Origin of the sequence: Pseudomonas brassicacearum (assembly GCF_003732175.1) — a bacterium.
Classification (GTDB): Bacteria; Pseudomonadota; Gammaproteobacteria; order Pseudomonadales; family Pseudomonadaceae; genus Aquipseudomonas; species Aquipseudomonas brassicacearum_G.
The window spans coordinates 113577-134770 of the sequence record NZ_MOBI01000015.1 but is presented as its reverse complement, the minus strand read 5'-3'; the positions used below and the strand labels follow the sequence as shown (position 1 = coordinate 134770).

Annotated in this window: 21 protein-coding genes and 1 pseudogene; 14 read left to right on the top strand and 8 right to left on the bottom strand. The window is 58.1% G+C overall.

All coding sequences use genetic code 11. From position 1 onward, the window contains the following. The first annotated feature begins 43 nt into the window (after nt 1-43). Nucleotides 44-2191, top strand: coding sequence for an ergothioneine biosynthesis protein EgtB (gene egtB / locus BK658_RS14005; RefSeq protein WP_123582779.1), 2148 nt, complete (start codon nt 44-46; stop codon nt 2189-2191). A 113-nt stretch (nt 2192-2304) separates the two neighbouring features. Then, nucleotides 2305-2493 (top strand): annotated as a pseudogene (locus tag BK658_RS14000) (response regulator transcription factor); the annotation flags it as partial. 85 nt (nt 2494-2578) lie between these two features. Here the strand turns inward: BK658_RS14000 and BK658_RS13995 are convergent. Together BK658_RS13995 and BK658_RS13990 are read right to left on the bottom strand one after the other, a co-directional pair. Further along, nucleotides 2579-3898: a sensor histidine kinase gene (locus tag BK658_RS13995; RefSeq protein WP_123582778.1), complete on the bottom strand. Its 1320-nt coding sequence runs from the start codon at nt 3896-3898 to the stop codon at nt 2579-2581. Beyond that, nucleotides 3883-4566 (bottom strand): response regulator transcription factor, encoded by a 684-nt coding sequence (locus BK658_RS13990; protein WP_123582863.1) that lies wholly within the window; start codon nt 4564-4566, stop codon nt 3883-3885. The genes BK658_RS13995 and BK658_RS13990 overlap by 16 nt, the downstream gene beginning before the upstream one ends. Nucleotides 4567-4695: 129 nt before the next feature. Here BK658_RS13990 and BK658_RS13985 point away from each other — a divergent pair, with 129 nt between their 5' ends. Together BK658_RS13985 and BK658_RS13980 are read left to right on the top strand one after the other, a co-directional pair. Next, nucleotides 4696-4956 carry a hypothetical protein gene (locus tag BK658_RS13985; protein ID WP_123582777.1) on the top strand — a complete coding sequence of 87 codons (261 nt, stop codon included), beginning with the start codon at nt 4696-4698 and terminating at the stop codon, nt 4954-4956. Nucleotides 4957-5116: 160 nt separating this feature from the next. Then, nucleotides 5117-5617, top strand: coding sequence for a methylated-DNA--[protein]-cysteine S-methyltransferase (locus BK658_RS13980; RefSeq protein WP_123582776.1), 501 nt, complete (start codon nt 5117-5119; stop codon nt 5615-5617). 151 nt (nt 5618-5768) lie between these two features. Here the strand turns inward: BK658_RS13980 and BK658_RS13975 are convergent, their stop codons facing one another. Continuing rightward, the gene (locus BK658_RS13975; protein ID WP_123582775.1) at nt 5769-6278 is read right to left on the bottom strand and encodes a hypothetical protein; all 510 of its coding nucleotides are present in this window, start codon (nt 6276-6278) and stop codon (nt 5769-5771) included. Then, a complete protein-coding gene (locus tag BK658_RS13970; protein ID WP_123582774.1) occupies nt 6275-7558 on the bottom strand; it encodes an AAA family ATPase in 1284 nt (427 codons plus the stop codon). The genes BK658_RS13975 and BK658_RS13970 overlap by 4 nt, the downstream gene beginning before the upstream one ends. Nucleotides 7559-8000: 442 nt before the next feature. Between BK658_RS13970 and BK658_RS13965 the strand changes: the two genes are divergently transcribed. The 3 genes from BK658_RS13965 (at nt 8001) to BK658_RS13955 (ending at nt 10388) form a co-directional block, all read left to right on the top strand. Next, nucleotides 8001-8372, top strand: a complete 372-nt coding sequence (locus tag BK658_RS13965) for a DUF6124 family protein (protein ID WP_123582773.1) — start codon at nt 8001-8003, stop codon at nt 8370-8372. Between the two features lie 526 nt (nt 8373-8898). Next, complete coding sequence (locus tag BK658_RS13960; protein ID WP_123582772.1) at nt 8899-9543, top strand: MBL fold metallo-hydrolase; 645 nt, start codon at nt 8899-8901, stop codon at nt 9541-9543. A gap of 116 nt (nt 9544-9659) precedes the next feature. Continuing rightward, nucleotides 9660-10388 (top strand): YiaD family glycine zipper/OmpA-like lipoprotein, encoded by a 729-nt coding sequence (locus BK658_RS13955; protein WP_123582771.1) that lies wholly within the window; start codon nt 9660-9662, stop codon nt 10386-10388. Between the two features lie 283 nt (nt 10389-10671). Here BK658_RS13955 and BK658_RS13950 read toward each other — a convergent pair whose 3' ends face one another. After that, a complete protein-coding gene (locus BK658_RS13950) occupies nt 10672-11109 on the bottom strand; it encodes a Z-ring associated ZapG family protein (protein ID WP_123582770.1) in 438 nt (145 codons plus the stop codon). A 146-nt stretch (nt 11110-11255) separates the two neighbouring features. Here BK658_RS13950 and BK658_RS13945 point away from each other — a divergent pair, with 146 nt between their 5' ends. From BK658_RS13945 to zapE, 3 genes are all read left to right on the top strand, one after another. After that, nucleotides 11256-11885: an alpha/beta hydrolase gene (locus BK658_RS13945; protein WP_123582769.1), complete on the top strand. Its 630-nt coding sequence runs from the start codon at nt 11256-11258 to the stop codon at nt 11883-11885. Nucleotides 11886-11909: 24 nt separating this feature from the next. Beyond that, complete coding sequence (locus BK658_RS13940; RefSeq protein ID WP_123582768.1) at nt 11910-13265, top strand: tryptophan--tRNA ligase; 1356 nt, start codon at nt 11910-11912, stop codon at nt 13263-13265. A 90-nt stretch (nt 13266-13355) separates the two neighbouring features. Then, nucleotides 13356-14450: a cell division protein ZapE gene (gene zapE, locus BK658_RS13935; RefSeq protein ID WP_054595692.1), complete on the top strand. Its 1095-nt coding sequence runs from the start codon at nt 13356-13358 to the stop codon at nt 14448-14450. A 48-nt stretch (nt 14451-14498) separates the two neighbouring features. Here zapE and BK658_RS13930 read toward each other — a convergent pair whose 3' ends face one another. Continuing rightward, nucleotides 14499-15287, bottom strand: coding sequence for an MBL fold metallo-hydrolase (locus BK658_RS13930; RefSeq protein WP_123582767.1), 789 nt, complete (start codon nt 15285-15287; stop codon nt 14499-14501). 89 nt (nt 15288-15376) lie between these two features. On the opposite strand from BK658_RS13930, the gene BK658_RS13925 reads away from it, so the two are divergent. After that, nucleotides 15377-16342: a GlxA family transcriptional regulator gene (locus BK658_RS13925; protein ID WP_185019824.1), complete on the top strand. Its 966-nt coding sequence runs from the start codon at nt 15377-15379 to the stop codon at nt 16340-16342. 144 nt (nt 16343-16486) lie between these two features. Here the strand turns inward: BK658_RS13925 and BK658_RS13915 are convergent, their stop codons facing one another. Then, a complete protein-coding gene (locus BK658_RS13915) occupies nt 16487-17383 on the bottom strand; it encodes a GlxA family transcriptional regulator (protein ID WP_173859988.1) in 897 nt (298 codons plus the stop codon). Between the two features lie 242 nt (nt 17384-17625). Between BK658_RS13915 and BK658_RS13910 the strand changes: the two genes are divergently transcribed. Then, nucleotides 17626-18762 (top strand): acyl-CoA dehydrogenase family protein, encoded by a 1137-nt coding sequence (locus tag BK658_RS13910; protein ID WP_123582764.1) that lies wholly within the window; start codon nt 17626-17628, stop codon nt 18760-18762. A gap of 103 nt (nt 18763-18865) precedes the next feature. On the opposite strand, the gene BK658_RS13905 is transcribed toward BK658_RS13910, so the two are convergent. Beyond that, on the bottom strand, nt 18866-19906 hold the full coding sequence (locus BK658_RS13905; RefSeq protein WP_123582763.1) for an NADP(H)-dependent aldo-keto reductase: 1041 nt from the start codon (nt 19904-19906) through the stop codon (nt 18866-18868). 248 nt (nt 19907-20154) lie between these two features. On the opposite strand from BK658_RS13905, the gene rplM reads away from it, so the two are divergent. Then, the gene (rplM, locus tag BK658_RS13900) at nt 20155-20583 is read left to right on the top strand and encodes a 50S ribosomal protein L13 (RefSeq protein WP_019693576.1); all 429 of its coding nucleotides are present in this window, start codon (nt 20155-20157) and stop codon (nt 20581-20583) included. Nucleotides 20584-20597: 14 nt separating this feature from the next. Continuing rightward, nucleotides 20598-20990 carry a 30S ribosomal protein S9 gene (gene rpsI / locus BK658_RS13895; RefSeq protein ID WP_002555064.1) on the top strand — a complete coding sequence of 131 codons (393 nt, stop codon included), beginning with the start codon at nt 20598-20600 and terminating at the stop codon, nt 20988-20990. Nucleotides 20991-21194 lie beyond the last annotated feature (204 nt).

Here is a 21194-nt window from a genome sequence, read left to right as displayed (position 1 = left end):
TCGACAGACCAGCGGAACGACGACTCACCGGAGAGAGAACCTGATGACCAGCACCTTAAGTGAGCTATGCGACCTCCCCGCCAGTAGCGCGCTTCTCAAGCGCTACCAAACTATTCGCAGCAGGACAGAGTGCCTGATTGCACCGCTCAGCCCTGAGGACATGGTCGTCCAGTCAATGCCTGATGCCAGCCCCGCCAAGTGGCACATGGCGCACACCACCTGGTTTTTCGAGACGTTTCTGCTGGCCGAAAACGTCGTCGACTACCCCCTGTTCGATCCGGCGTTCGGTTACCTGTTCAACTCCTATTACGAAGCCATCGGCCCCCGTCATCCCCGGCCACAACGCGGGTTGATGACCCGTCCGACCGTGGCCAAGGTGCTGGACTACCGCAAGCATGTCGATAAACACATGCGTACCGTGCTCCAGTCGGCGTTGCCCAACGGCACCGCCGAATTGATCGAGCTGGGTCTGGCCCATGAGGAGCAGCATCAAGAGCTGTTGCTGATGGACATCCTGCATTTGTTCAGTACCTCCTCGCTCAAGCCAGCCTATGACCTGCGCTGGCCCAAAGACCTCTCCGGGCGTCGCGGCCAGTTCAAGCCGCTCAAGGGCGGGCTGACCGAAATGGGTCACAAGGGCAACGGTTTCGCCTTCGACAACGAAGGCCCAAGACACACCACTTACCTGCAACCCTTCGAGATCAGCGACCGCCTGGTGACTAACGGTGAATGGCTGGCCTTCATGGCGGACGGCGGCTACAGCAAAGCCTGCCTATGGCTGTCAGACGGCTGGGCGGCAGTGCAGCAGAACGGCTGGAACGCCCCGCTTTATTGGCAGCACGACGACCAGGGCTGGCGGCAGATGACGTTGCGCGGTCTGGAAGCCATCGACCCGGCGGCTCCGGTGATCAGCATCAGCTATTACGAAGCCGCTGCGTTTGCCCAATGGGCCGATGCACGCCTGCCCACCGAAGCCGAGTGGGAAGCCGCCGCTGAAGCGGGTCTGCTGGAACAAGTCGATAACGTGGCCTGGCAGTGGACACAAAGTGCGTACAACGCTTACCCGGGATTCCGTCCGGCGGACAGCGCGGTGGGCGAATACAACGGCAAGTTCATGATCAACGTGATGGTTTTGCGTGGGGGTGCCAGCATCACCTCCCCGGGCCATACCCGCTTGACCTATCGCAACTTTTTCGGCCCGGACAAGCGCTGGATGTTCTCCGGTTTGCGTCTGGCCCGAGATGCGCGTCAGCCGGGTGCGGTGAACAACCACGACAGTGAGTTCGGTCGTGATGTCATCGGCGGCTTGTCGGCCCCGGTGAAAAGCCTGTCGCCCAAATACTTCTACGATGCCGCGGGCTCCGAGCTGTTCGAGGCCATTTGCGAGACGGTCGAGTATTACCCGACGCGTGCCGAAACCGGTCTGCTGACCCGGGTTGCGCAACAGATTGCCGATGCGATTCCAGAGGGCGCGGCCCTGGTGGAGTTCGGCAGCGGCGTCAGCGAGAAAACCCGCCTGCTGCTCGACGCCGCGCCCCAGATTGTGCTGTACGTGCCCATCGACATCAGCGCGACTGCGCTGAAGAAGGCCGCCGCGCTGCTGAAAAAGCACTACAAGCAATTGAAGGTCGCGCCGCTGATCGATGATTTCAGTCGCGCACTGCAATTGCCGGCCGAAGCGGCCGGGCACCCCTGTGTAGGGTTCTTCCCCGGTTCGACCATCGGCAACTTCACCCATGATCAAGCCGAGAAGTTCCTGCGTTCGGCCCACAGGTTATTGGGTGATGAGGCCCACTTCATTATTGGCGTGGATTTGGTCAAGGACGCCGACATCCTGGTCGCTGCTTACGACGACGCCGAAGGGGTGACCGCGCGGTTCAACAAGAACCTGCTGATCCGTATCAACCGTGAATTGGAGGGGGACTTCAACATTGAGGCCTTCGACCATCTGGCGTTGTGGAACGACACCGATGAGCGCATGGAGATGCATCTGGTGAGCCGCCGGGAACAAGTGGTCAAGGTCGCCGGACACACCTTCCACTTCAGCGACGGCGAACGTTTGCATACCGAGAACTCGCACAAATTCACCGTGGAATCCTTCACCCAACTGGCAGCGCGTGCTGGCTGGTCGGTGAGCGGTTACTGGGTGAGTGAGACGCCGCAGGTGGCGCTGTTCAGTTTGAAGGTGTGATTTTCGTGTGGTCAACTCCGGGGTGAAAACGGTACGAGGTTATGTGCCTGATCGAGCACTTGCCCCAAGCCGCTACCCGCGAGACGGTTGAATTTCAGCACCCCAGTGAAGCACTCAGCGCCCGCGAACAGGCAATCCTGCAATTGATCGTCCAAGGTTGCTCGAATCAGGAAATCAGCGATCAGCTGTTTATCTTGCTGCACACCGTCAAAACCCACGCCAGCCACATCAACAGCAAACTCGGTGTCGAACGCCGCACCCAGGCCGTGGCCCGGGCCAAGGAATTGGGGTTGTTGGCTTAGCGATTGATCGTTCCCTCACAGTGCCCAGGGACGATCATCTTTGGGTTGCTGCACGATGATCTGGAGGAGGCGCACTGATGGAGGTTCAGGCGTCCGTTGCTTCCTGGAGTTGTTGCGGTGCCTGAGCTGAAAAGCTCAGGGTGACCGTGAAGCGGTTCTTTTCGGGCTCGACCTCGATGTGCCAGCCCAGTTTTGCGCAGAGCTGGTGCATCAGTTCGAGCCCGAGGCCGTAACCGAAATCGGTAGATTCCTGATGCTGTTGGGTGTCGCGTATCCGATTGACGATGCGCAGTTGCAGCTGTTCGAAGGTGATTTCGACGCTGCCATCGTCAGCATATTGCAAGGCGTTGCGCAGGAAGTTACCCACCACGATGCGGCACGCGGTCAGGGGCAGTCGGCAAGGCTCGTCGCTGATGTGCAGGATCAATTCGATATCGCGTTTGCCGATCAGGTAGCGGTGTTCCTTGATCAGTTCATTGAGCAACTGGCGCATGTCGAGCGGTTCTTCGCGCAGCGCTTCCGGGCTCTCTCGGCTCATCCACAACAAGGTCTCGGCAATCCGCTGCATGTTCAGCACCGAGCGCTCGATCCGCTGCAAGGGCGGGGGTAGTTCGCCGCCGGACTGCACGGCGAGCAATTCGACATTGGCCTTGAGCACCGCCAGCGGCGTACGCAGTTCATGGCTGGTATAGCGCAGCAGACGCTCTTCACGCAGGCTCGCGGCTTTAACCTGTTGCACGCTGTGGGCCAGCGAATCGGCCAGCACATTGAACTCGCGAAAGATGAAATGCGGTCGGCCATTCGGCGCCGCGCCGAGGCTTTCCAAGCGGGTCGACCATTGCGTCAGCCGACCGAGCGGCCGGACCACCCACCACACCAGCAGGGCGATGATGATCAGCGCGGGAATGAATACCGCCAGACCGATCATGCCGGTCATTGCCAACTCGTGTTCCAGGTAGGCATCGGACAACGGCGTCTCAACCACGCCGCCTGCTTCATGGTCGTGGTCGGTGTCGTACATATACAGCGTTTTACCGTCGTACAACGGGTGGATCAGAATGGCCGTGCCGTCATCCTCGTCGTCGGATTCCATGTCACCGAAGAACTGCACAGCGCCGAAGACCAATGTTGGCGTGGTGTCGAGCAGGTCGCGGATGTTTTTCGGCAAGGCTTCCTTGCCGATAGCACTCTTGACGAAGTAGTTATCGGGCGGCGGAGTCGTCGGGTCCTGTTGGTAATGCCGGGCGAAGTATTGCGCTTCCTCTTCCATCATCGCGCTGGCGGTAAACAGAAACCCGCGCATGGTGTACACCGGCAGCAGCTGGTTATAGATGATCAGCACCACGGCAATGATCAACAGCAGACTGCCACTGATCACCCACTTCAGGCTCAGACCTTTGCGCATGTCGCCCCCAACTGAACGCCGATACCCGGCAACGTCTGGATCAACGCCACGTCAAAGTCTTTGTCGACCGCCTTGCGCAGACGGTGCATGTGCACCTTGAGCGTGTTGCTGTCCGGCAGTTCATCACCCCAGATCGCCGCTTCCAGACGCTCGCGGTTGACGGTCGCGGGGCTGGCGCGCATCAGGCATTCGAGCAACGTCCAGCCGGTCGGTGACAGGTGCAGTTCCTGACCGTTGCGACTGACCTTGCGGGTTGAAAGGTCCATGATCAGGTCAGCGACTTGCAGCCGGCTGGCCTGGCCACTGCGGCGCAGGCTCAGGGCACGAATCCGGGCAACCAGTTCCGGCAGTTCGAAGGGTTTGACCAGATAGTCGTCGGCCCCGACCGAGAAACTGGCCAGTTTGTCGGCCAGGGCATCCAGGGAAGTGAGCATCAAGATGGGTGTCTGATTGCCGTGCTCGCGCAGCTTTTTACACACCTGCTGGCCGTCCAGGCGCGGCAGCATGATGTCGAGCAAGATCACGTCATAGTGCTGAGCGAGCGCCAGGTTCAGCCCCCTTTGCCCGTCACTGGCGTGATCGCAGACGATCCCGGTGATTTCCAGGTACTCGATGACAGTATTCGCCAGGTCGATGTTGTCTTCGACCAACAACAGATGAATATGCACGCACAGACCCACGGTTTTTTACTGGTGGAGCAGAGGATAGCGGAGTTGCGATTCTTCGCGACAATGTTCACCTGACGTTAACCCGCGGCTCCTTATTGTGGCGGCGTGTTTCAACAAAAGGACCTCGACATGCAACCCGCTCGCCCGGAAAAGGACAACGACCGCTACACCGCACAGTTTATTTTTTGCTTGCTGCTGGTGCTGTGCATCACCATTAGCATGGCCATCTACATCTCCCGGCTGAATGTCTGGATCGACAAGACACGACTGGACTCGGCCACCCAGCCGCTCGAGTGCGGCAAAGGGCAGGGCGCATTCATCATCGACCCAAGCGGTAAGCGCAATAATTGCTACTTTGTGGAAGATGCCGAAGCGGCTGACGATCAATAGCACAAACGCCGGTGGCATCAGCCTGCGAAATTCAATCGCAAGAAACGTAGTTCTTGCGTTTGAATCCACAATTACTCTGAATACGTCCTCTGACACAGATGAACGATCGCCTTCAACGTCCAATGACGCCTAAGGCCTCCGTCGGATCAAGGAGTCAACCATGTCGTACGTATTCAAACTGATGAAATCCCCCGTCGGTACCCTCACCCTGGTCGCCAGCGGCAGCAAACTCTGCGCGATCCTGTGGGAAAACGAAAAGCTCAACCGGGTTCGTATCGGCCCGTTGCAGGAAGATATCCACAGCCCCGTGTTGCTGGAGGCTGAGCACCAACTCAATGAGTACTTTGCGGGTGAGCGTGATTGCTTTGAGCTGGAACTGGATTTTGCCGGGACCGAGTTTCAGCTGAAGGTTTGGCAGGCGCTGCTGACTATTCCGTTTGGGGAGACGCGCAGTTATAGCCAGATTGCCCAGCAGATTGGTAACCCGAAAGCGGTTCGGGCGGTGGGTGCGGCGAATGGGAAGAATCCGATTTCGATTGTTGCGCCTTGCCATCGGGTGATTGGTGCTTCGGGGAGTTTGACCGGGTTTGCGGGTGGGTTGGGGGCGAAGCAGTTTTTGTTGAGTCTGGAGGGGAAGGAGACGTTGCAGTTGGCGTTTTGAGTAGGTGCGCAGACGGAATCAAGATGGGGTCGCCTGCGTTAATGTGATAGCGGTAGGCTACGCAAAAATGCTCAATCTTTGCTAGGCCCCCCATGAGTTCCGCCAAACCCAGCTTTTTCCGCGAAATATAATTTTGTCGAAGTAGTTCTATTCAGCGACGGCGTCGGGGGATGCTTACAGGGTGAGCAGGTTGATGAGCCTTTAGTCCTGCGTCTCCAGTCAGTATTTCAACGGTATAACCAGCTTTGGCATAGTACTCAGCTATGTCCTTGATGGTTGCGTCGCCAATAGTCAATTTTTGTGCAGCGAGCTCTGGCCAAGTATCAGCAAGGGAGAGGAGGCTGGTTGATTGCCATAGTTCTGTTTGCTCTGTGAAGGCTACCCATGGTGATGTGGCATTTGCTGCTTCGCGAAGGTAGCCAGCTAGAGCTGTAGAGCACTCAAAGCGATTAGCAGGCGCTTGGGCTATGTGATTACCCGTTTCAATCAGTGTCGCTAGAGGTAACACTAATGTGCTCTTTCTTTTCAATTCCAGGTCAAGCAGTTGGCTGATGCGCTCGTAATGCCAGCGGTCGTCTACTGGTCCAGCTTCTTCTTTTCCAGGGACTTGTAACCAGCAGCACAGCACCGAGGTGTCCAGTATCAGAATACGTTGGCTCATCCTGCAACTCCTTCGGCTGCTGCAGTCTGCGCACTTGTAATACTTTGCTCAATGAGTCCTTGACTGGAAAGACGACCAATGGGGCCCTGTGCTAGCAGCTTCGGTAGTTGAGCAATGCTCTCCAGCAGGGTCAGTACGCTATGTCCGGTAGACGGGTCGCGATTGGCTACCGTGATAAAGGGCACCATTTCGTTCCCCATGGCATCCAGCAACGCTGGATTGTGGGTAGTCACCAGAACATCCACGCCGCGTTGCGTACCGACTGTTTTGAGCATGTCTAGGAGTAAGCGAGCCCTGGATGGGTGCAAGCCGTTGTCCACTTCCTCAATTACTAGCAAGCTAGATTGCGGACGTGTCAACAGTGCAGTCAGAATGGCAAGAAATCTCAAAGTGCCATCGGACATGCCGCGGGCATCCACCGTCGGCGTCTCACCTTCATCCCGCCAATACTCTTCACAGTAGAGCATCGCGTCAGAGTTGAACTTTCCAACTGTTTCCGCGTAAACCCGCCGAATATCTCGCTCTGGAAGTTTGCTTGCGTATTGAGTCAGTACAGTCTCGATCTCTTGCTGCTTTTCTTTGGGGAGCGCGGCGAGCACGCCAGCGATGTTGCGTGCGTCGGACTCCAATCGTTCAGAAAGGGGGGAGTAGCCGCGCATGTGTGATGGGATCGGATCGAGAATGAATATATCCCGCAGAGCTCCAATAACGACATTAACGCCATCCTGGATTTCTTGACGTAACTTCTGACCAACCAGTTGAAATAGAACTGAATGTGCGCGGCTCAATTGACGTGGAGAGCCCTGCTTTTCGTTGTAAAGACGGGCTACGATTGTTGGGGAGTCATCTGTACAGGCATCGGTGCGGAACAACTTGATGTTGCCAACTGGTGATTTGCGGACGCCATCTTTACTCAATCGGTATTTGACTCGGGTTAGCTGCTCTGCGTGCAAATCACAACGGTTTTCCCGGATGCTACCTTCCAATCGGTACTCGTAATCTGTTAGGTCATCGGCGCGGCAGGTAACGGCCAGAGCGAAGATTGAGCCTGGCCGCCTGACCGCCCATTCGATACCGCCACGCAGCGGAATTTGTACGCCATCTCCTTGCAGTGCTGAAGTCAGCATGATTCCCGACGCTGTGCGATTTAGCAGCAGCAGGGCATCCAACGCATTCGACTTGCCGCTGGCATTGGTGCCCACCAAAACTGAGAGCGGATCGATATGCAGGGTGGCTTTCTCGTAGCTCTTCCAGTTATCGAGCAGCAGTTCAGTAATCATGGGTGGCTCCGTGCACGGGAAGTTTGATTAAGGTAAGGAGTCATTCTGGCAATTCCCCGTTCATTAGCCGAGGTACAAAGCAGGTCGCGGCTCATGTGAGCTTGTTGTTGGCATTCAGCTTTCTGACCTAAGCTGGCTGGCAACGATATCATCCTTTATCGCGAGGTAGCGACTGAAGGTACGGCGCAGGAAGACCAAACTCATCACAACCGTATGAGGACAGATCTATTTGTTACTGCTTCCCCAAATAGCCGCTTTAGTCCTAGGAAACGGCTACAAAAAACTCAATTCGGGAAGAATCTTCCGACACCTTTTCAAGGTTGCCAGGTGGGAAGGTCTGCGGATAACCTCCGGGTGTCGCTGCCAATTCAGCGACCGGGTTTAGCGACCTGAACAGGTATAGGTGATACAGCACCCAAAAACTTTGTTTAGGAGCTTCACCATGCACAAGGTCACTCCCGATTCCGTAGAAACCCCAAGCACTTCCCCTTACGCCTCCACCGACTCCAAAAAACTCCACGACGCTGCCGAGCGGGCGCTGGATCATTACCTCAAGCCGCCGTTTGTTCAGGCGCCGCTGTCCGATAAGCGTCCCTCCAATATTTTTACGGTGATTCCTGATCTGGATAACGAGACGCTGTTGGCGCATGCCTCGGAAACGTTGGCGTCGTTGAATGTGATGGCTAGTGATTTGGCGTTTGAGCTGGAGGGCACGCGTCGGCATGTGGCGCTGGCGATTCAGCAGATGATTTCGTTGGGGGAATTGTTGGTGAATCGGGCGTTGGATAATTTTGATCAGCCGGAGGCGCCGTAGCACCGCGTTATGGTGAGGGGGCTTTTGTGGCGAGGGGGCTTGCCCCCGTCGGGCTGCGAAGCGGCCCCCCAAATCTGCTATCGGGTTGCATCAGGTACACCGCGTTTAGCGGGTTTGCGAGTGCTTCGCGCTCGAACGGGGGCAAGCCCCCTTCGCCACGAGTTGGGTCTTCAGTGAAATCAGGCGGTGCGTTCTTTCAGGCATTCGGTGTATGCAGGTTTTTCGAGGACTTCGTCCGAACGCGGCCCGCCTCTAACGCAGCCTCGCGGGCTCGGCAGCTGCTACGGGGGGAATGTGCCGATCCTGAAATCCCTTAACTTACCGGCATCAGGCACATCGCGTTTAGCGGGTTTGCGAGTGCTTTGCACTCGAACGGGGGCAAGCCCCCTCGCCACGGGGGAGGTGTTCAGGTTTTGGGGATGGGATTGGTATTCCCCATTCGGGTTGTCGGTTTTGTAACAGGACAGCAATCGGCGGGGCGGGTGGGGTGTGCCAGAATAGGTGATCCATTTTTTCAGGAACGCCCATGGACGCTGCCAAACCCGCTCTGATTCGCGAAACCTTTCCCGTTGGGCCGTTGCAGTGCAACTGCACGATCATCGGTGATCCGATCACCAAGAAGGCCATCGTTGTCGATCCGGGTGGCAATCATGAGTTGATTCTGGCGCGGCTCGAGGCGTTGGGGTTGAAGGTGGTGAGCATCATTCATACGCACGCGCACCTGGATCACTTTCTAGCCTCGGGCCAGTTGAAGGAGAAAACCGGCGCGACGTTGCACCTGCATAAAGAGGATCAGTTCCTTTGGGACAATCTGGAGATGCAGTGCCAGATGTTCAGGGTGCCGTACACGCCGGTGCCGCCGCCGGATCGTTGGTTGGCCGATGATGAAGAGCTGGCCTGCGGTTGTGGTGTGGCGTTGCACACGCCGGGGCATACGCCGGGGTCCATGAGCTTTTGGTTTTCCGAGGCTAAGCTGCTGATTGCCGGTGACACGCTGTTTCGTCGCGGGGTAGGGCGTACGGACTTGTGGGGCGGTGATCAGGCGACCATCGTGCGTTCGATCAAGCAGCGTTTGTACACCCTCGATGAAGACGCGACGGTCATCACCGGGCATGGTCCCGAAACGCGTCTGGGCGATGAGATGCGTGAAAATCCTTTTGTGCGGGCCTGATTTTCCGGGCTGCGTAATGGCCTGATGGAATTTTTGCCTTAGGTCGTGTTCCAACGCCCGCAAGGGTCTATTGCCAACGTCCGTTGCACCACAGAATGTAAAAGTAGGAGCTCTCCATGTTCACCTCGAGTCGTTTGATTATTGTCGCTACTGCCGTGGCCATGTTGGCTGGCTGTGCCAACCAGAACCCGTATGACAATCAGGGTCAGGCCGACAGCGGCTCCACGGGCATGAGCAAAACCGCCAAGTACGGCGGCCTGGGTGCGCTGGCCGGTGCGTTGGCCGGTGCTGCCATTGACCACAACAACCGTGGCAAGGGCGCGCTGATTGGCGCCGCTGTTGTCGGTGCTTCCGCTGCCGGTTATGGCTACTACGCTGACCAGCAGGAAAAGAAACTGCGCGCCAGCATGGCCAACACCGGGGTTGAAGTGCAGCGTCAGGGCGATCAGATCAAGCTGATCATGCCGGGCAACATCACCTTCGGTACCGACTCGGCGAACATCGCTCCAAGCTTCTACCAGCCGCTGAACAACCTGGCCGGTTCGCTTAAAGAGTTCAGCCAGAACCAGATTGAAATCATCGGCTACACTGACAGCACCGGCGCTCGTCAGCACAACATGGACCTGTCCCAGCGTCGTGCTCAAAGCGTGGCCACTTACCTGACGTCGCAAGGTGTCAGCGGTGCCAACCTGTCGGCACGTGGTGCCGGTCCGGATAACCCGATTGCCAGCAATGGCGATGTGAATGGTCGGGCGCAGAACCGTCGTGTAGAGGTTAACCTCAAGGCGATTCCGGGTCAGCAGTATGGCCAACCTGCCCAGCAGCAAGGTCAGCAGTACCAGTAACAAAAAACCTGACTGAACCCCAGGTGTAAAAAGCCCGCCCGATTCTCAGCAGATCGGGTGGGCTTTTTTTTGTCTGTGCGGGCCTCATCGCGAGCAGGCTCGCTCCCACATTTGAATTTCAGTGACCACACGTTCCGCGACTAATGGAGATCCCCTGTGGGAGCGAGCTTGCTCCGGGCGGCGATCCGACGATGAGGCCCGCACAGGCGCTCGAACCCTCAGCAACAAAAAAGCCCTCGGACATCACCTGTCCGAGGGCTTTTTTATGTCGCGTGAAAGCGGGTTACTTCTTCAAGCCGTAATGCTCGTCGAGCATGCCTGGGGAGTTTGGCATTTTCGGCGCGTAATCGCGTGGTGGCTCCTGATTGCGTGGCGGCGTCAGGCGTTCCCGTGGTGCTTGCACGGCGACGTCTGCGTGCAGGGCGGCCAGCAGGCGTTGGCGAGTCTGTTCGTCCAGGGCCAGGCGATTGGCACCCTCGGCGAGGTGGTCTTGCACTTCCTGATAGCTCTGAGTGAGCTTCTTGACCAGCGTTGCGGTGCTGTTGAAGTGGGTGACCACTTCATTCTGATAGCTGTCAAAACGTTCCTGAATGTCATCCAGCTGACGTTGCGTGCTGCTAGGCGCGGCATTCGGCAGAAGGCGGGCAACCAGGAATCCAATGGCGACACCGGCAACCAGGGCAAGAGTCGGCAACAACCAAACTAAGAGCGAGTGTTCCACGAGTCCTTCCTCTATAAACGGCTTTGCTTTACGTTAACGGCTCGGACCTGCGCTGTATACCGCGACGAGATCGCAATCATGCCAGGCACAGACTTTTAGCTAGACGAGTCGACCCTTCGAGAGGTCACGGAGTTCCTTCCTTGCTTATGCGTGAAACCCCTGTATTGATTGATGGCCCGGTGGGCCAACTGGAAGCCTTGTACCTGGACTCCCCCGAGCCACGTGGCCTGGCGCTGATCTGCCATCCCAACCCGGTGCAGGGTGGCACCATGCTCAATAAAGTCGTTTCGACCTTGCAGCGCACCGCCCGCGACGCCGGTTTGATCACCTTACGATTTAATTACCGTGGCGTCGGCGCCAGCGCTGGTACGCATGACATGGGCACCGGCGAAGTCGATGACGCTCAAGCCGTGGCCGAATGGTTTCGCGCCAAACACCCCGATTTGCCATTGACCCTGTTCGGTTTCTCGTTCGGTGGTTTCGTTGCGGCGAGCCTCGGCGGCCGCCTGGAAGCCAAGGGTGAGCAGCTCAAACATCTGTTCATGGTCGCGCCGGCGGTGATGCGTTTGGGCGATCAGGATCAGTTGCCACAGCACGGCGAACTGACGCTGATCCAGCCAGAAACCGACGAAGTCATCGATCCGCAACTGGTTTACGATTGGTCTGACGCCCTCGATCGCCCCCATGAGCTGCTGAAAGTGGCAGAATGCGGACACTTTTTTCACGGCAAGCTGACCGATCTCAAGGATCTGATCCTGCCGCGCCTTTCGAATTGATTGCAGTCTGATAAGCGATTACCCATGACTACTCGTACGCGCATCCTCACCGGCATCACCACCACCGGCACCCCGCACCTGGGCAACTACGCCGGCGCGATCCGTCCGGCGATCCTCGCCAGCCGCGACAGCAATGCTGATTCGTTCTACTTCCTGGCCGACTACCACGCCCTGATCAAGTGCGATGACCCGCTGCGCATCCAGCGCTCGCGTCTGGAAATCGCTGCGACCTGGCTGGCCGGTGGCCTGGATGTGGATCGGGTAACGTTTTATCGCCAGTCCGACATTCCGGAAATCCCTGAGCTGACCTGGCTGCTGACCTGCGTCGCCGCCAAAGGCCTGCTGAACCGCGCGCACGCCTACAAGGCGTCGGTGGACAAGAACGTCGAAGCCGGTGAAGACCCGGACGCCGGCATCACCATGGGCTTGTACAGCTACCCGGTGCTGATGGCCGCGGACATTCTGATGTTCAACGCGCACAAGGTCCCGGTCGGTCGCGATCAGATCCAGCACGTGGAGATGGCCCGCGACATCGGCCAGCGCTTCAACCACCTGTTTGGCCAGGGCAAGGAATTCTTCACCATGCCGGAGGCGCTGATCGAAGAAAGCGTCGCCACGCTGCCGGGCCTCGATGGCCGGAAGATGTCGAAAAGCTACGACAACACCATTCCGTTGTTCTCCAGCGCCAAAGAGATGAAGGACGCGATTTCGCGGATCGTCACCGACTCCCGCGCACCGGGCGAAGCCAAGGATCCGGACAACTCGCACCTGTTCACGCTGTTCCAGGCCTTCGCCACTGCGGCGCAGGCCGACGAGTTCCGCAGCGAACTGTTGCAGGGCCTGGGTTGGGGCGAGGCGAAGAATCGTCTGTTCCAACTGCTCGACAACGAGCTGGGCGAGTCCCGCGAGCGTTACTACCAGTTGATCGAGCGCCCGGCAGACCTCGAAGACATTCTGCAGCACGGTGCCGCCAAGGCTCGCGCTGTGGCCACGCCGTTCCTCAACGAGCTGCGTGAAGCGGTCGGCCTGCGCTCTTTCGTCAAGCAGACGCAAGTGGCGGCTACCACCAAGAAGAAAGCTGCTAAAGCCGCACGTTTCGTCAGCTTCCGTGAAGACGACGGCAGCTTCCGTTTCCGTCTGCTGGCGGCCGATGGCGAGCAACTGCTGCTGTCGCGCCACTTCGCTGACGGTAAAACCGCAGGCCAGGTGACCAAACAACTGCAATCCGGCCAGGCGCTGGACGTTCGCAGTGAAGACCTGAGCTTCAGTGTCTGGCTCGAAGGCGAGTGCGTCGCCGACAGCCCGGCCTTCGCTGACAGCACTGCGCGGGATGTCGCCATCGACACCTTGCGGGTTGCGCTGACGCCTGTTCAGGAATAATCAACGGTTCGGCCCGACCAAGGGCTGATTGCCATTCTCAAGGGTCGTCGCTACAGTGTCGGCCCGTTTTTGTTGCCTTGCTAACGAATTATGACGCCCCTAGAACGATATCAAGCTGATCTGAAACGCCCGGAATTCTTCCATGACGCCGCGCAGGAAACTGCCGTGCGTCATTTGCAGCGCCTGTACGACGATCTGGTCGCGGCCTCGCAGAACAAACCCGGCCTGCTCGGCAAACTGTTTGGCAAGAAAGACCAGGCGCCGGTCAAGGGCCTGTACTTCTGGGGCGGCGTAGGTCGCGGCAAGACCTACCTGGTCGACACCTTCTTTGAAGCGCTGCCGTTCAAGGAAAAGGTCCGCACTCACTTCCACCGCTTCATGAAGCGCGTGCACGAAGAGATGAAGACCCTCGGTGGCGAGAAAAACCCGCTGACCATCATTGCCAAGCGTTTCTCCGATGAAGCGCGGGTGATCTGTTTCGATGAGTTCTTCGTGTCCGACATCACCGACGCGATGATCCTCGGCACTTTGATGGAAGAGCTGTTCAAGAACGGCGTGACCCTGGTCGCGACCTCGAACATCGTGCCGGACGGCCTGTACAAGGACGGTCTGCAACGTGCGCGCTTCCTGCCAGCCATCGCGCTGATCAAGCAGAATACCGACATCGTCAACGTCGACAGCGGCGTCGACTACCGTCTGCGTCACCTTGAGCAAGCCGAGCTGTTTCACTCCCCGCTCGACGAAGCGTCCCACGAGAGCCTGCGCAAAAGCTTCCGCGCACTCACGCCGGAATGCACTCAGGCCATCGAAAACGATGTGCTGATCATCGAGAACCGTGAGATTCGTGCCGTGCGTACGTGCGACGACGTGGCCTGGTTCGACTTCCGCGAACTGTGCGACGGCCCACGTAGCCAGAACGACTACATCGAACTCGGCAAGATCTTCCACGCCGTGTTGCTCAGTGGTGTAGAGCAGATGAGTGTCACCACCGACGACATCGCCCGACGTTTTATCAACATGGTCGACGAGTTCTACGACCGTAACGTCAAGCTGATCATTTCCGCTGAAGTCGAGCTCAAAGACCTCTACACCGGCGGTCGCCTGAACTTCGAGTTCCAGCGCACCCTCAGCCGTCTGCTGGAAATGCAGTCCCACGAGTTCCTGGCGCGGGCGCACAAGCCGTAACGGTTCACGTAAGGCATGGTTGACCCTTTCCTTGGGTCAACCGCGCATTCATTGAACCAGGGTCGGGAATTCCAGCAGATCCCCGTCGTTGGGGATCAGCAGGCGCGACTCGATGCCGGCCTGTCGGGCGGCGCTGGCCAGTGACTGGCGTGTCACGGGGCAGTGGCTGAGCGCTTCAAGGTGATTGGCGATCACTGTGCCTGACGACTGCCGAGTGAATTCAAGCACCTCATCAATCCCCATGATGATGTCCCCACCCAAATCGAATCGCGCGCCGCCCGCCGGCACCACGGAAACGTCCGGGTTGTGCCGCGCAACGAACGCCTGAACGGCCGGCGTGAGCAGCGTATCGCCCGTCAGGTAGAGGCTCGGCTCACCGGGCATTTCAATCAAATAGCCCACGCCATGTTCCATCATCTTGCCGACCAGTCCCCGACCATGGGTGCAGCGAATCGTGCGGATCTGGCCGCCGAGGAAGGCGCTCGGTTGCTCGTGATCGATCGGTAAGGGCTGAACATTCAAATCATGCTCGGCCAGATGGGCGGCGTCGTGCGGTGTGCAGGTGACCGGGATTCGAGTCTCGCGCAGCCACTTCTTTGCGGCGCGATCGAGGTGGTCGAAGTGCCCTTTCTGGCAATGGGTAATCAGGCAGTGGGTGACGGACTCCAGAGCGGCCGTTGCCGAGCCGGGTAGCTCGACCAGTGGGTTGCGGTCTCGTGCGCTGAAAATGCGCAAGGGTGGATGTGCGTGTTTTCGCGCCAGCATCGGGTCGACCAAAATACGCTGGGGGCCGAGTTCTACAATAATCGTCGCGTTGCGTAGCTGATGGATTTTCATAACGCTACCTCTGAGAAGAAGCGCCATTGTGTCCAGTCGCGTTGCGCCACAGAATGGCGGGCTCGGACATAATTAATTCGATTTCAGCCATGACCTCACCTCTTCGAATCGGTTTGCTGCTTTTCCCTCGATGCATGCCAGCGGGCTTGTTGGCATTTGCCGATTTGTTACACGCCGCCAATCGTCGTGCCTCGCGTGTGTTCTTTGAAACGCGCTTCATGGCCTTGCAGGCCGGTACGGTGGAATGCGCTCAGGGCCTGTCGTTACAGGTCGACAGCTCATTGGCGGAGGCTGATTGTGACGCGCTGTTGATCCCCGGTTTCTGGGCCGAGTCAGCCCGGCAGGTCGACGAGACATTGGCTGCCAATGTCTCTTTGGTTGCATTGCTGTCGGCTCGTTCGAAGAAGCAGCTGTGGAGTTATTGCAGTGGGGTCTGTCTGTTGGCTGCGAGCGGGAAGCTGGACGGTCAGCCGGCGACAGTGACGTGGTGGCTGGCAGACGTTATGGCGCAGCGGCATAAAGCCGTGAAGTGGCAAAGCGAGCGTCACAGCATCATTAACGAACGGACGGCTACCGCGTCCGGTGTGAACGGTTACTTGCCCATCGCTCAGGCCTTGATCGAGCGGTATGTCAGCGCGGAGGTGTTTCGCGACCTCACCAAGCTGATGGTGCTTGCGCGCCCGGCCCAGGCACATAGCGCCTTCGCGGCCATGAGCCTGATCGAGCAGTCGAGCACTCTGCTGCGCCAGTTGCATGCACTGGTCGAGCAGTTGCCGGCCGAACAGATAACCGTGCAGCGATTGGCGGAGCATCTCGGCATGTCTGAGCGCACGCTGTCGCGTAAGATGAGCGGTGAAACCGGTGTTGCCGTCGCAACCTATGCTCGCTGCATCAAGCTGAACCAGGTCAGCGAACGCCTCATCCTTACGTCCGCAGCGGTCAACACGATCAGCGCTGAGTTGGGTTTCAGCAGCGACTCCAACCTGCGGCGCATGTTCAAGGAACTGACAGCGTTGACTCCGCTGGAGTACCGGCAGCAGTTCGGGCGGTATTGAATAGTCGGGTTCGCCTCGCGCACGATCGTTCCCACGCTCTGCGTGGGAATGCCTCTACGGACGCTCCGCGTTCGGCTCTGGATGTGACGCGGAGCGTCACGGGCTGCATTCCCACGCAGAGCGTGGGAACGATCGGCTGTGTGATTACGCGGCCTGCTGGAACTGCTGCCGATACTGGTTCGGCGACAGCTCCGTGTGCTGGCGGAACAGCCGGGCGAAGAAGCTCGCGTCGTCGTAGCCGACTTCGTAGCTGATGGTCTTGATGCTTTTACGACTGGCGGACAGCAAGCCCTTGGCGGTTTCGATGCGCAGCCGTTGCAGGTAGTGCAGCGGTTTGTCGCCAGTGGCGGTCTGGAAGCGCCGCATGAAATTGCGAATGCTCATGCCGTGCTCGCGGGCGACGTCTTCGAAGCGGAACTTGTCGGCAAAATGCTCTTCGAGCCAATGCTGGATCTGCAGGATGATCACATCCTGATGCAGCTTCTGCCCGCCGAAACCAATGCGGCCAGGTGAATAACTGCGCTGCACTTCATACAGAATGTCGCGGGCCACGGCCTGGGCCACGTTGGCCCCGCAGAAGCGCTCGATCAGATAAATGTAGAGGTCGCAGGCCGAGGTGGTGCCGCCGGCGCAGTACAGGTTGTCGGCGTCGGTCAGGTGCTTGTCCTGATTGAGCTGAACGTTGGGGAAGCGCTCTTCGAAGGCGTTGAAGAAACGCCAGTAAGTGGTCGCTTCCTTGCCATCGAGCAAGCCCGCCTCGGCGAGCCAGAACACTCCGGTGGCTTCACCGCAGAGCACCGCGCCGCGTGCGTGTTGCTCGCGCAGCCACGGCAGCACCTGTGGATAACGTTTGCAGAGCGTATCGAAATCGTCCCAGAACGCCGGGAGGATGATGATGTCGGCGTTTTCCAGGCCGCCGTCCACCGGCATGATCACATCGCTGAAACTGTTGACCGGTTTGCCGTCGGGGCTGACCAGGCGGGTTTCGAACGCCGGGGTCAGGCCATGGCCCAGTTGTTTGCCGTAGCGCAGGCTGGCCAGATGGAAGAAATCCTTGGCTTGCATGAGGGTGGAAGCAAAAACCCGGTCGATAGCCAGAATGCTGACGCGCCGCAAGGGCGTGGAGAGTTGGATAGACATATTCAATTTATTCTTATAGGGGAAAGTGGTCACCAAGCGGCTGGATCGTCTTATTTTTTGTCTGATGTGTCCAGTGTCCTGTTACCTGCTGGAGGCTTAGGCTCAGGGTTCATTTGCGATGAGCCATAACCACAGGTGCCCCGATGATCCCCAGAACCTTGTTCAGTTCCGAGCACGAACTCTTTCGCGACAGCGTACGAACCTTCCTCGAAAAAGAGGCCGTGCCGTTTCATGGGCAGTGGGAAAAACAGGGGTATATCGACCGCACGCTGTGGAACAAGGCCGGGGAGGCGGGGATGCTCTGCTCCCATCTGCCGGAAGCGTACGGTGGGTTCGATGCGGACTTCCTCTACAGCGTGGTGGTGATCGAAGAGGTGGGGCGGCTGGGGTTGACCGGTATCGGCTTTTCCCTGCATTCGGACATTGTGGCGCCGTACATCCTGCATTACGGCAGCGAAGCGCTGAAGCACAAATACCTGCCGAAACTGGTCTCGGGCGAAATGGTTACCGCGATTGCCATGACCGAGCCAGGTGCCGGCTCCGACCTGCAAGGGGTGAAAACCACTGCGGTGCTGGAGGGTGACGAGTATGTGATCAACGGTTCGAAAACCTTCATCACCAACGGCTTTCTCGCGGACCTGGTGATTGTCGTGGCCAAGACCGATCCCAAGGCTGGGGCCAAGGGCACTAGTCTGTTTCTGGTGGAAGCGAACACCCCGGGCTTCGAAAAGGGCAAGCGCCTGGAAAAGGTCGGCATGAAAGCGCAGGACACTTCGGAGCTGTTTTTCCAGGACGTCCGTGTGCCCAAGGAAAACCTCTTGGGGCAGGCCGGGATGGGGTTCGCCTATCTGATGCAGGAATTGCCGCAGGAACGCCTGACGGTCGCCATCGGCGGTTTGGCCTCAGCCGAGGCAGCGTTGCAGTGGACCCTGGACTACACCCGCGAGCGCAAGGCGTTCGGCAAGGCGATTGCGGACTTTCAGAACACCCGTTTCAAACTGGCAGAGATGGCCACGGAGATTCAGATTGGCCGGGTCTTCGTCGACCGCTGCCTGGAGCTGCACCTGGAAGGCAAGCTCGATGTGCCGACGGCGGCGATGGCCAAATACTGGGGCACCGACCTGCAATGCAAGGTCCTCGACGAGTGCGTGCAGTTGCATGGCGGTTACGGTTTCATGTGGGAATACCCGATCGCCCGGGCCTGGGCGGATGCGCGGGTGCAGCGGATTTATGCCGGGACCAACGAAATCATGAAGGAGATCATTGCGCGGTCGCTTTGACCTGAGGTGACTGGTCGGACGCCATCGCGAGCAAGCTCGCTCCCACATGGATCACGCTGTACCTGTGGGAGCGAGCCTGCTCGCGATTGGGTTTATGAGTCGATCAAGGAGCCGGGTTCGGGTGATCCTTGTGAATCGCCTCAATCCCCGCCAGCACTTCATCCGACAGTTTCAGATCGAAACTGGCAATGTTGCTGTCCAGTTGTTCCAGCGTGGTCGCGCCAATGATGTTGCTGGTGACGAACGATTGCCGGGTCACGAACGCCAGGGCCATTTGTGCCGGGTCCAGGCCGTGTTCGCGGGCCAGAGCCACGTAACGGCTGCACGCGACTTCCGACTGCGGGTTGAAGTAGCGGCTGAAGCGGCTGTAAAGGCTCAGGCGAGCTTTTGCCGGGCGGGCCCCGCCTTCGTACTTGCCGGACAGAAAACCAAACGCCAGCGGCGAATAGGCGAGCAGCCCGCAGTGTTCGCGGATGGCGATTTCCGACAGGCCGATTTCAAAGCTGCGATTGAGCAGGTTGTAGGGGTTCTGGATCGACACCGCACGCGACCAGCCACGGGCTTCGGCCAGCGCAAGGAACTTCATGGTGCCCCACGGCGTTTCGTTGGAGAGGCCAATGTGGCGGATCTTGCCGGCCTTGACCTGTTCGTCGAGTGCTTCGAGGGTGTCTTCCAGCGGGGTCAGGTTGACTTCGCTCTTGTGCGTGTAGCCCAGCTGACCGAAGAAATTGGTGCTGCGCTCCGGCCAGTGCAGTTGGTAGAGGTCGATATAGTCGGTCTGCAGGCGCTTGAGGCTGGCGTCCAGGGCCTGGACGATGTGTTCGCGGTTGTGTTTGAGGTGGCCGCCGCGAATGTAGTCGATGGTGTTGCCGGGGCCGGCGATCTTGCTCGCCAGAATCCAGTCGGCGCGATCGCCACGACTCTTGAAGTAATTGCCGATGTAGCGTTCGGTGGTGGCGTAGGTTTCGGCTTTGGGCGGCACCGGGTACATTTCGGCGGTGTCGATGAAGTTGATCCCGGCGCTCTTGGCTCGTTCAATCTGTGCGAAGGCCTCTGCCTCGCTGTTTTGCTCGCCCCAGGTCATGGTCCCGAGGCAGATTGCACTCACGTTCAGATCGGTACGGCCCAGCTGTCGATAGTCCATCGGGTAGTCCTTGGCGGAAAACAATCATAAAAGCAGGTTGAATTTTTTTTCGCAATCTGCATAATTGCGCACCTCTTTCTGCAGTGGAAGTGATGCGCCGCCTGCCGAAGAATCTTGCCGTTGAACGGACGCGCCGACCCGAGCCCCCGATAGCGTCTGTACCCGGCTGCCTTTGACTTGTCAAAGTACGCACTATTCAGTAAGATCCGCCGTCTAAATTTACAGGGCGGCCCCTGAGGCTATAAAGAATGAAAACTTTTACTGCTAAACCGGAAACAGTAAAGCGCGACTGGTTTGTCGTCGACGCTGCTGGTCAGACCCTGGGTCGTCTGGCCACCGAGATCGCGAGCCGTCTGCGTGGCAAGCACAAGCCTGAGTACACTCCTCACGTTGACACCGGCGACTACATCGTCGTTATCAATGCCGAGCAGATTCGTGTGACCGGTGCTAAAACCACCGACAAAATCTACTACTCCCACTCCGGTTTCCCGGGCGGCATCAAGTCGATCAACTTCGAAAAGCTGATCGCTAAAGCCCCTGAGCGCGTGATCGAGACCGCGGTCAAAGGCATGCTGCCTAAGAACCCGCTGGGTCGCGACATGTATCGTAAGCTGAAAGTCTATGCGGGCGCTGCTCACCCTCATACTGCTCAGCAGCCCCAAGAACTGAAGTTTTAACGGAATAGTTCATTATGTCGGCGACTCAAAATTACGGCACTGGCCGTCGCAAGACCGCAACCGCACGCGTTTTCCTGCGTCCGGGCACTGGTAACATCTCCATCAACAACCGTTCCCTGGATAATTTCTTCGGTCGCGAAACTGCCCGCATGGTAGTTCGTCAGCCGCTGGAATTGACTGAGACTGTCGAGAAGTTCGACATCTACGTCACCGTGATCGGTGGTGGTGTAAGTGGTCAAGCTGGCGCAATCCGCCACGGTATCACTCGCGCTCTGATGCAGTACGACGAAACTCTGCGCGGTGCTCTGCGCAAAGCCGGCTTCGTTACTCGTGACGCACGTGAAGTTGAACGTAAGAAAGTTGGTCTGCGTAAAGCGCGTAAGCGTCCGCAGTACTCGAAGCGTTAATTCGCTTTCGCGTTCAAAGCGCCCAGTCTCCTCGCGGAGCTGGGCGTTTTTTTTGCTTAAAGATTTATGATGTGACAACTTGCCACATCCGTAGAGCCCCTATACTACAAGGCTTGGCGCTGACCCCGGATGGTAATTACCTTGTCAGAACTGGGGCTTTTCATTACCATTCTGCAAAATTTTTATAAGTTCAGATTTTTACTT